Origin of the sequence: Streptomyces anatolicus (assembly GCF_019400875.1) — a bacterium.
Lineage (GTDB): Bacteria > Actinomycetota > Actinomycetes > Streptomycetales > Streptomycetaceae > Streptomyces > Streptomyces anatolicus.
The window spans coordinates 21,532-31,093 of sequence record NZ_WMBF01000024.1; the positions used below are offsets into that span (position 1 = coordinate 21,532).

Below are 9,562 nucleotides of genomic sequence, written 5' to 3' on the forward strand. Positions count from 1 at the left end.
GAACGACCTTCGAACGGTGACCCGGCGCTCGCACCCGCTGCGGCAGGCCCCGTCTCGCGACTCGGAAGACACGGATCGTTCCTCCGCGCCTGGGCGGCAGGCGGAGATCCGATCCGGGGCAGGCCTCACGCCCGGCGCCGTTCGGCGCACCTTGCGCTCGTCGGCCAGTGGCGTTCAGCAGACACTGTGCCGTCGCCCCGCCGGGGGACCTGCCGGACACAAAGCAAGCACCCCACCGAAAGGGCTGTCAACGAATTGTTGCCTTTGCCACACACGCATGCGAGGCACGGCAACTCGCCCTGAACAAAGCGGAGTTGACCAATGGCTTACGCTCAATCACCCATGCTTTTACTTGATCATTGCTGACGGGCAAGTTGATCTTGACTTGCCGTGAGGCGCCGCTCACATCCCAAGTAGGGACCGGTGGCGAAAAAGGGACATCTTGCAGCCCCCTGCGCAGGTTCACCCGCCGTCGGCTTGCCGTTCATGCACTTGACATCTTTCGGGTGACGGGCGAATGTCCTGAATGCCAACGACCACAAGTCAACAGATTCCATCGCCACTTGAGCGCTCACCGCATGCGCGCACCCCGCGGCCCCGGCTGCCTCAACGCGATGACGGGTTCGGTTCTTCATGCAACAAAGACATGCCAAGAGGCTCATACGGCAATTGCGAGGGCTCCTGCCTGACGCCGGTGCCGCGCGCAGGCTCTGTCTCCTGACAGCCGTCCAGTCGGCGGGTAGCGGAGTATTCCTGTCGTCGAGCGTGATTTTCTTCAGTCGGTACGCGGGGCTGTCACCCACACAAGTGGGTCTCGGTCTGGCGGTGGCCGGCGGAGTCGGATTCCTGGCCACAGTTCCGGCGGGCCGGTTGGCCGATCGTTTCAGTCCGCGAAGCCTCCTGGCTCTCGGATACTCCGCACTCGTCCCGCTCTTCATCAGCTACGGATTCGTGCGCAGCTTTCCGGCCTTCGTGGCCGCCGCATCCCTCATCTCGGTCTGCGAGACCACGGGAAGCCCGCTGCGTGCCACGCTGATGTACCAGCTCTTCCGCGAAGAGGGCGCGGTCCGCGTCCGGGCCCAGGTGAGGAGCTTCTTCAACCTCGGCTACATGCTGGGGGCCGCAGTGGCGTCCATCGCGCTGACGGTGGGCACCTCGCGGGCGTTTTATGCGGTTCTTCTGCTCAACGCGCTGGCCCAGGCGTGCTGCGTCTACATCGTCTTGTCGTTGCGAGTCCCTGCTGCCGCGCCCCGCACCTCACCCCCGAGAAAGGGGATGCGGGGGGCTCTGTCGAACGTGCCATTCCTCGTCTTGACGGCCGTCAACGGAATCCTGGAACTCCACTACACGATATTCACGGTGGGCGTCCCCTTGTGGATTGTGACTCATGCCCATGTCCCGGCAGGCGTGAATTCCGTTGTCATTGCTCTCGACACTGTCTTGGTGATACTCCTGCAAGTCCCCTTGAGTCGAGGGCCGGGCACGCTGGTCGAGGGTGCCAATCAGATGCGGCGCGGCGCATGGTTCATGGCGATCGCCTGCCCCGTATACGCGCTCAGTCAGTCGAGTTCAGAAGTAACCGCGATTTGCTTTCTGCTTGTGGGCACTGTAATTCTTGTTTTCGGCGAGATATTCCAGTCGGCCGGCAGCTGGACCATTTCGTTCAAACTTCCACCCGCCGGCAAGCAGGGCGAATATCAGGGTGTATATGCTCTGGGGCGAGGTGTCCGAGAATTCGCAGGACCGGCTCTGCTCACTGCACTGATTGTGCCTCTCGCCTGGTGTGGATGGCTCGTCCTCATGGCGATTTTCCTCGCACTTTCCACCCTGATCGGACCGCTCGCAGAAATGGCCGAGCGGCACGCGTTCCGAGCGGTCGCGCAGCCGACTCCCTCTCGCTGAGCGGGACCATTTAATCACCCGCTATTTTCTGCTTCACCGAAAGAATCGGAGTTTCAGTTATGCAGCGCCCCCAGTCCCCCTCCTTCCGGTCGGTCGTGGCCAAGGGAGAGATCGTTCGTGTGGCCGGAGCCCACGACGCGCTCGGCGGCATCCTGGCCGAGCAGGCGGGCTTCGATGCCGTGTGGTCGTCCAGCCTCGAGGTGTCCGCTGCCCGTTGCCTGCCCGATGCCAGTGTGCTCACGATGACCGAGTACCTGGAGGCCGCCGCCAATATGCAGAAGGCGCTCGGCATTCCGGTCATCGCCGACTGCGACACGGGCTATGGCAACAATCTCAACGTCGTGCACATGGTCCACGAGTACGAGGCCGCCGGCATCACGGCCGTATGCATGGAGGACAAGCTGTTCCCGAAGCTGAACAGCTTCGCGGGCGGCGACCAGACCCTCCTGAGCACCGAAGAGTTCTGCGGCAAGATCCGCGCGGCCAAGAAGGCGCAGCGCACCGACGAATTCTTTGTGGTGGCGCGTACTGAAGCCCTCATCAACGGTCTGAGCGTCGATGTCGCACTCGAGCGCGCGTACGCGTACGCCGAGGCAGGCGCGGATGCCGTCCTCATCCACTCCAAGTCCAAGGAGAAGGACGAGGTCGAGGAGTTCCTCAACCGCTGGGACGGCTGCCGCCCGGTGGTCATTGTCCCCACCACCTACCCGAACTGGCACATCGACGACATCGCCAAGGCCGGCGCGTCCGTCGTCATCTACGCCAACCAGGGCCTGCGGGCGACGGTCTCCTCCCTGCGCAAGACCTTCGAATCCATCCGGCGTCACGGCGACACCACTGCTCTCGAGGAGAGCATCGCTCCCGTCAAGGAAGTGTTCGGTCTCCAGAAGCTCAAGGATTGGCAGGCCCTGGAGACCGTCTGAGCCCGGCTCTGACCACCCGAGCGAGGCGGCCCTCACCGGCCCGTGCCGGTGAAGTCCGCGCGCTCCTGGGCGGGTTGAGTACGCGCGTGGTGCTCGGCCGGCGCGGCGCGGATCGCGAAAGCGCGCTCGCGTCGGCCGGATCGGCGGCGCGGCGGTCGGTCGGGGGAGTAGCGGCGGGAGCGCCGGAGTGCCGGGGCCGGGGAGCCTGGGGCCCAGGGACAGCGGGAGCTGGGGAGTAGCCCGAGCGGCCGACAGGTGAGGCGGTACTTCGGCTCACCGTGGAAGAGTTCCAGGCATGAGCGAGTACCCGTACGTGACGCACCCCCGGATCACGGTCCTCCGGGTCCAGCCCGGCAGCCCGCCCTTTCGTATCGTGGAGATCGACGGCGAGGTCGTCGGCAAGGCGAAGACGGTCACGGACGTCCTGGACGCGGCCGTGATGGCGGGCATCACCGTGCACGACCTCGACGACCCCGACGCCGTGCGCTGGGTGGGCGGCGACAAGTTCACGTGGCGACCGCGCTGACGTTCCCGGTCGGGGCCCGCACCGGCCTCGCCGCTGGGTGAGCTGTGGCGGACGCGCCGGTCAGGGCCGCCGGGACGCGCCGGTCAGGGGCACCGGGACGTGCCCGGTCAGGGCCGCCGGGAAGCGTCGGCCTGGGCCGCCCGGCGCCCCGGTCTGAACCGCCCGGCCGCCCCGGTCAAGGCCGCCCGGACGTCGGCACCTCCTCCCCGGCCGGCACGGGACCCGGTGGAGTGCCGTCGCCGAACGGCCGGCCGCCCAGCTCCTCGCGGTGATGCGGCGTCAGCCACCCGCCGAGGTCGGGACCGAGCGGCACGATGCCGGTCGGGTTGATGCCCGAGTGCACCTGGTAGTAATGCCGCTTGATGTGGTCGAAGTCGATGGTGTCCCCGAAACCCGGCGTCTGGAAGAGATCCCTGGCGTACGCCCACAGCACCGGGTCCTCGGCCAGCTTCCGGCGGTTGCACTTGAAGTGGCCGTGGTACACCGCGTCGAACCGCACCAGCGTGCTGAAGAGCCGGATGTCCGCTTCCGTGATCGTCTCCCCGACGAGATAGCGGCGGCTCGCGAGACGCTCGGAGGCCCACTCCAGGCGGCGGAACACATCGCGGCACGCCGCGTCGTACGCACTCTGGTCGGGGGCGAAACCCGCGCGGTACACGCCGTTGTTGACGTCGCGAAAGATGGCCTCCATCACCGAGTCGATCTCGTCGCGCAGCCGCTGCGGATACAGGTCGGGCGCCCCCTCGCGGTGCAGCGCCGTCCACTGCGTGGCGAAGTCCAGGGTGATCTGCTGGAAGTCGTTCGTGACCAGCTTGCCGCTCGGCACGTCCACGAGCGCGGGCACGCTGACGCCGCCCGGATAGCCGCTCTCGCGCTCCTCGTAGGCCTCACTCAGGAAGCGGATGCCGAGGACCGGGTCGCGGTCGCCGGGATCCAGCGTGAACCGCCAGCTCCGGTCGTCCTGGATCGGGTCGGTGATCCCCAGGGACAGGGCGCCCTCCAGGCCGAGCAGGCGCCGGGAGACCAGCGAGCGGCCCGCCCAGGGGCAGGCGCGGCTCACCACCAGGCGGTAGCGCCCCGCCTCGACGGGCCAGCCGTCGCGGCCGTCGGCGGTCACCCGGTCCGCGAAATGGCTCTTGGAGCGCTTGAACTCCTTGTGTCCGTACGAGGCGTTGCCTTCAGCCGGACCGCTCTCTGTCGGGTCGCTCTCAGTCCGGCCGCCCTCACCCGGGCTATTCTCCGCGGGCTCGCTCTCCGCCGCGCTCATGACTGGCTCCCCTCCCGCGCACAGGAGTGCGCGACTCCGGCGCCGGGGTGCCCGGCCTGCTCCGAGGAGGGTGGGGGCGGCGCGAGATCGTAGATCCGCTCGATGAGCACCGCCTCGTTGCCCGCGAGCCCGGCGCGGCGCAGCGCGGCGTCGGCCTCCGCGATCGGCCCCGCCAGCAGCGTGGCCGCGGCGGCGGGAGGGACCTCGGAGCCGTCGGACAGCGCGGCGCGCGCGGTGTGCAGCAGGCGCAAGCAGGCCTGCGCGGCGAGCAGTTCCTCGGACGTCGTGCCGGTCATGTCGAGCGACTCCTCTGCGCTGGATGGCGTGGGCGGCATCGCGACGATGCCACCTCCACTCTGGCGCAAGGGTCTGACAATCGCGTTCCTACGCGGCCGGTGAGCGGCGCGTGAGCCGCAAAGTGAGGCCGTCCGGCATGAGGGTCAGACGCTCGGCGACGCGCAGCCGGTAGCCGGGCTCCGCGTGCAGGTCGTAGCGGCGCAGCAGCAGGCCGAGCACCAACGTCGCCTCATGCAGCGCGAACTGACGTCCGATACAGGCCCGCGCACCCGTGCCGAACGGCTTGAAGACATGGGCGGGCCTGGCCCGTACCGCCGAAGGGGCGAACCGGTCGGGGTCGAACTCGTCGGGCCGCTCGCCCCACGCGGCCGGATCGCGGTGCAGCATCGTCGCGAGGACCAGTGCCCACGCGCCCCGGCGCATCGGGTGCACGCCCCCCAGCACGGTGTCCTCGCGGGCCTCCCGTGCGAACGCGGGAGCGGTCGGCCACAGCCGCAGCGACTCGTCGAGCACCCGGCGCAGATAGCGCGCTTTGGCCACCTGCTCGTACGCGGGCTCTCCTTCGGCGCCCCACAACTCGTCGACCTCGGCCCGCGCGCGGGAGAGCACTTCCGGGGAGCGCGACAAGTAGTGCAGCGCGAAGGAGAGCGCTCCGGACGTCGTCTCGTGCCCGGCGACCAGGAAGGTGATGACCTGTCGGCGGATGTTCTCCGGAGACAGCCGCTCCCCGGTCCCGGGGTGAGCCACCTCCAGCATGCGGTCGAGCAGATCCCCCTGGCCCCCCGAACCGGGCGCGGCGCGGCGCGCGGCGACCACCGCGTCGACCGTGCGGTCGAGGTACGCCATGTCGGCGTCGTTGCGCCGGCCGGCACCGCGCAGCAGCACCGGCGTCAGCAGCGGCGGAACGACATTGCGCCGCTGGGCGAAGGAGAGCGTGCCGACCATGGCCCGCACGAAGGGATGCGGCGCCGACCGCTCGAAGGAGCCGAAGTCATGGCCGAAACCCGTGCGGGCGATCGTCTCCAGCGTCAGCTTCGTCATGTCGCCCGGCACGTCCACCGCCCGGCCCGCCGCCTCCCACTCGTCCCAGCGCGCGGTCAGCCGGCGCGCCACGTCCAGCATCAGGGGGTGGTAGCCCGCCATCGCCTCGCGGCTGAAGCCGGGGGCGAGTATGTCGTGCGCCAGCTGCCAGTTGGGCTCGTGGTTGTACGCCGTGAAGAGCCCGTCGCCCGCGACCGGACGGAGGTTGGCCACCCCGAGCCCCACGTGCTTGGCGAAGCGCGTCTCGTCCGCCAGATCGGCGGCGAGCCCGGCGCCCCACACGAAGACGAACTCCTTGCCGAACGCCTTGCGCCGGAAGATCGGCCCCAGCCTGCGCCCCATCCGCATCGAGTCCTGCAGCGGCGTCCGCACGTCGGCGCCGAGGACGTCGCCGAGGAACGGCAGGCGGCGCGGCGGGTGCGGTATCCGATGCAGCTCGGGCCAGCCCAGCTCCGCGCTCCGGAAGCCCTTGAGCGGCGGCTCCGGCGGCCCCACCGGATCCGTCGGCCCCGCCGACTCCGGCTGCCCCGCCGCGGACCGCGTCGTCTGCGCCATGTGCCCATCTCCCTTGCGCGGCGGGCCCATTGGGGCCTGTTATACGTGGGTTCAATAAGAGTTCCCAGTCTGGGCCCGCTGTTGAATTCACGTCAAGTAAGGTGCCCGCATGGCCGCGAACCCACCGGAGCGCACGCGCCGCAGAATGAGCACCGAGGAGCGGCGTGAGCAGCTGCTTTCGGTCGGGGCGCGACTGTTCGCACAGAAGCCGTACGACGACGTGTGGATCGAGCGGGTCGCGGAGATCGCGGGCGTCTCACGCGGGCTCCTGTACCACTACTTCCCCACCAAACGGGACTTCTTCGCCGCCGTCGTGCAGCGCGAGAGCGAGCGCATGCTGCGCCTGACGGCGGCCGTTCCCGGCCTCCCGGTGCGGGAGCAGATCAGCGCCGGGCTCGACGCGTTCCTCGGCTATGTGGAGAGCCACGCGCAGGGTTTCCGCGCCTTCCACCGGGCGGAGGCGGCGGGCGACCCGCTGGTCCGCGAGGTCTACGGGCGGGGTCTCGCCGCCCAGGAGCGGCAGATCCTCGCGGCCCTGGCGGCGGACCCGGACGCGGCGGACCTCGTCCGGGACCCGCCCGCGCTGCGCCTCGCGGTGAGGGGCTGGCTCGCCTTCATGGTCGCCGTCTGCCTGGAGTGGCTGGCGGAACCGGAGCTGACGCGCGCCCAGGTGCGGGATCTGTGCGCCAGGGCGCTGCTGGGCGCGATCACGCGCTGAGCGTCACGGCTTGAGGCGTCCCGCGCTGAGCTGCCCCGTACTGAGCCGCCCCGTGCTGAGGCACAGTGCCTCCCGCAGTCGGGCGGGGGTGGTGAAGAGGTGGCCGCGGATGCCGCTCGCCTCGGCGGCACGGATGTTGTCCTCGCGATCGTCGACGAAGAGCACCCGCCCCGGCTCGGCGCCCAGGGCGTCCAGGCACCAGCGGTAGGCGCCCGGCTCGGGCTTGGCGTGGCCGATGCGGCAGGAGAACCCGCGCACCCGGAAGTGCTTGAGCCAGGGGTGGTGCCCCTCGTAGTGGACGGCCAGCTCCTCGGGGATGTTGGAGAGCAGCGCGACCGGCGTGGCCGCCGCGGCCAGTTCCTCGATCAGAGCGACCATCGTGTCGTCGACGGCGCTCCAGCTGGCGATGTCCGCCTCGATGAGCCGCGCGATCCGGTGCGGCCCGAAGTCCGTGCCGAGCGCGTCGGCCACGCCCCGCCAGTACGCAAAACCGGCTGTGTCCCCACGGTCGTACGGCTGACGCAGCCCCCAATACGCCTCCCAGAACCGCGACTCGGGAACGTCGGCGATGGCGGCCAGACGCGCCTTTCCGTCCTCGGACTGGTGACGCGCGATGACACCGAACATGTCGAAGAGCAGGATGTCGCGCGCGGGATCATGCACAGGATCGCTCACGAGTTCACTCACAGGTCATACCTTTCGTACGGTCACACCCGCCGCGGCCAGCGCGTCGGTCTCCTCGCCGGGCGCGTCGTCGTCGGTGACGACGGCGTGCAGTGCGGCGGCGGGCGTGACGAAGGCCAGGGCGGTACGGGAGAGTTTGGCGGCGCCCGCCACGGCGATGACGCGGCGGGCCGAGGCGATCGCGGCGCGCTTGACGGCGGCGTCGTCCAGGTCGTAGGCGGTCAGACCGTCCGCCGCGGTCAGCCCGCAGCATCCGATGACGGCGGTGTCGAAGCGCAGGGCGGCCAGCGAGGCCGTCGTCAGCTGACCGGTCAGCGCCAGCTCGCCGGGGCGCGGCTGCCCGCCCGGCACGAGCAGCGTCACCTGGGGCGCACCGGCCAGCGCGTTCACCGCGTGCAGGGAGAGCGGCATCACGGTGAGCCGGCGCTGTGCGAGAGCGCGGGCGACCTCCAGACAGGTCGTGCCGCTGTCCACGACGACGGACTCCCCGTCGGCGATCAGCCCGGCGACCTCGGCGGCGATACGTCTCTTGGCGTCCAGGCCTTCCTGCTCCCGCAGCGCGAACGGGGGCTCCTCGCCCCGCAGTAGCAGGCTCCGCGCGCCGCCGCGGTAGCGCTCAAGGACGCCCTGGTCGGCCAGGGCCTCCAGATCCCGCCGGATGGTCATCTCGGAAGCACCGGTGAGCCCGGCGAGCTCCGCGACACCGATCCGGCCTGCCTCGCGCACGGCGTCGGTGATCTGCCGCAGGCGGTCTCTGCTCGCGCTGTCTCTGCTCAGGGGGGAAGGCACAAAGCCATTTGAACACTGACGGTGTTCGTTAAGCAAGCTTTCGAACGTAAGTCATGTTCGATACAGGTAGCTCCCCGCCGGGCAGGCGCAGGCGCACGACGCCGACCGCCCCGGAGCGCGAGAATCCTCGGCGTGGACGCGGCACTCGCAGGTCTCATCGGCGCACTCGGCGGCAGCGTCATCGGCGCGGGCGGAGCCTGGGGCGCGGCGCTCGTCGCGTTCCGCGGCGCCCGCTACCAGGCGGACCGTCAGGTGGCGGGGGCGCACGAGCAATGGTTGCGCCAGGTCCGGCGTGAGACGTATGCCGCCTACCTCGCCCAAGTGCGCGCGGCGTACGACATGGCGACGGCGACCACCCGCGGCCTGCGCTGGAACGAGGCGCCCTCCCTCCCCTCCGCCGCCGAACTCCGGCAGGCCATCCAGGAGGTGAGGGAGGCGTACGCCCGCGTCGAACTCGAAGCCCCCCGGCACATCAGCTTGGACGGATACGAGCTGATGGCGGCCGTGACCGCCGTCCTCCTGAAAATCGACGACTGGATCGACGAAGCCCCGTCCACCGTCCCGTCCACCGCTGCGCGGGAGTCCGTCGAGGCGCTGCAGAACGCGATAGGCCGCAAGATCGCCGCCCTCGCGGAGTCGTGCGCCGCGGACATCCACGGCGAGTAGGCGCAGGGCGAAATGGCGCGTAGGCACAGGGCGAAACGCCGTGCGGAATCGTTACCGCACCCGAATCACGCCTGGCGGCGTATCGCCCTGTCCCCGTACGGGTAGCAACCTCCTTATGGACTCCGGAAAGACACGTGCCCACCGCCGATCAGGTGGACCACGCCCCCTCGCGTCCTGCAAGACGTGACCGAGAC

General features: G+C 69.7%; 10 protein-coding genes. 5 read left to right on the plus strand and 5 right to left on the minus strand.

Annotated features, from left to right (window positions below):
* Positions 1–633: 633 nt before the first annotated feature.
* The 3 genes from GKQ77_RS04900 to GKQ77_RS04910 all read left to right on the plus strand — a co-directional run bounded on the left by GKQ77_RS04900 (position 634) and on the right by GKQ77_RS04910 (position 3,351).
* The gene (locus GKQ77_RS04900; protein ID WP_219687464.1) at positions 634–1,902 is read left to right on the plus strand and encodes an MFS transporter; all 1,269 of its coding nucleotides are present in this window, start codon (positions 634–636) and stop codon (positions 1,900–1,902) included.
* 95 nt (positions 1,903–1,997) lie between these two features.
* On the plus strand, positions 1,998–2,825 hold the full coding sequence (locus tag GKQ77_RS04905) for an isocitrate lyase/phosphoenolpyruvate mutase family protein (RefSeq protein ID WP_308117551.1): 828 nt from the start codon (positions 1,998–2,000) through the stop codon (positions 2,823–2,825).
* A 295-nt stretch (positions 2,826–3,120) separates the two neighbouring features.
* Complete coding sequence (locus tag GKQ77_RS04910) at positions 3,121–3,351, plus strand: hypothetical protein (RefSeq protein ID WP_219687465.1); 231 nt, start codon at positions 3,121–3,123, stop codon at positions 3,349–3,351.
* A 175-nt stretch (positions 3,352–3,526) separates the two neighbouring features.
* Here the strand turns inward: GKQ77_RS04910 and GKQ77_RS04915 are convergent, their stop codons facing one another.
* From GKQ77_RS04915 to GKQ77_RS04925, 3 genes are all read right to left on the minus strand, one after another.
* Positions 3,527–4,618, minus strand: a complete 1,092-nt coding sequence (locus GKQ77_RS04915; protein ID WP_219687466.1) for a glutathione S-transferase family protein — start codon at positions 4,616–4,618, stop codon at positions 3,527–3,529.
* Positions 4,615–4,914, minus strand: a complete 300-nt coding sequence (locus GKQ77_RS33185; RefSeq protein WP_258020852.1) for a hypothetical protein — start codon at positions 4,912–4,914, stop codon at positions 4,615–4,617. Before GKQ77_RS33185 ends, GKQ77_RS04915 begins: the two co-directional genes overlap by 4 nt.
* A gap of 88 nt (positions 4,915–5,002) precedes the next feature.
* Complete coding sequence (locus GKQ77_RS04925) at positions 5,003–6,511, minus strand: cytochrome P450 (protein ID WP_219687467.1); 1,509 nt, start codon at positions 6,509–6,511, stop codon at positions 5,003–5,005.
* Between the two features lie 109 nt (positions 6,512–6,620).
* Here GKQ77_RS04925 and GKQ77_RS04930 point away from each other — a divergent pair, with 109 nt between their 5' ends.
* On the plus strand, positions 6,621–7,229 hold the full coding sequence (locus GKQ77_RS04930; RefSeq protein WP_219687468.1) for a TetR/AcrR family transcriptional regulator: 609 nt from the start codon (positions 6,621–6,623) through the stop codon (positions 7,227–7,229).
* Between the two features lie 3 nt (positions 7,230–7,232).
* Here the strand turns inward: GKQ77_RS04930 and GKQ77_RS04935 are convergent, their stop codons facing one another.
* Together GKQ77_RS04935 and GKQ77_RS04940 are read right to left on the minus strand one after the other, a co-directional pair.
* Positions 7,233–7,916 carry an HAD family hydrolase gene (locus tag GKQ77_RS04935; protein ID WP_308117552.1) on the minus strand — a complete coding sequence of 228 codons (684 nt, stop codon included), beginning with the start codon at positions 7,914–7,916 and terminating at the stop codon, positions 7,233–7,235.
* A gap of 3 nt (positions 7,917–7,919) precedes the next feature.
* On the minus strand, positions 7,920–8,702 hold the full coding sequence (locus GKQ77_RS04940) for a DeoR/GlpR family DNA-binding transcription regulator (RefSeq protein ID WP_308117553.1): 783 nt from the start codon (positions 8,700–8,702) through the stop codon (positions 7,920–7,922).
* A 132-nt stretch (positions 8,703–8,834) separates the two neighbouring features.
* On the opposite strand from GKQ77_RS04940, the gene GKQ77_RS04945 reads away from it, so the two are divergent.
* Positions 8,835–9,368 (plus strand): hypothetical protein, encoded by a 534-nt coding sequence (locus tag GKQ77_RS04945; protein ID WP_219687469.1) that lies wholly within the window; start codon positions 8,835–8,837, stop codon positions 9,366–9,368.
* Positions 9,369–9,562 lie beyond the last annotated feature (194 nt).

What these genes read in the sequence shown, in the direction of transcription:
- GKQ77_RS04900 (WP_219687464.1), top strand. Translation starts at nt 634, where the DNA reads ATGCAACAAAGACATGCCAAGAGGCTCATACGGCAATTGCGAGGGCTC.
- GKQ77_RS04910 (WP_219687465.1), top strand. Translation starts at nt 3,121, where the DNA reads ATGAGCGAGTACCCGTACGTGACGCACCCCCGGATCACGGTCCTCCGG.
- GKQ77_RS04915 (WP_219687466.1), bottom strand. Translation starts at nt 4,618, where the DNA reads ATGAGCGCGGCGGAGAGCGAGCCCGCGGAGAATAGCCCGGGTGAGGGC.
- GKQ77_RS33185 (WP_258020852.1), bottom strand. Translation starts at nt 4,914, where the DNA reads ATGACCGGCACGACGTCCGAGGAACTGCTCGCCGCGCAGGCCTGCTTG.
- GKQ77_RS04925 (WP_219687467.1), bottom strand. Translation starts at nt 6,511, where the DNA reads ATGGCGCAGACGACGCGGTCCGCGGCGGGGCAGCCGGAGTCGGCGGGG.
- GKQ77_RS04930 (WP_219687468.1), top strand. Translation starts at nt 6,621, where the DNA reads ATGGCCGCGAACCCACCGGAGCGCACGCGCCGCAGAATGAGCACCGAG.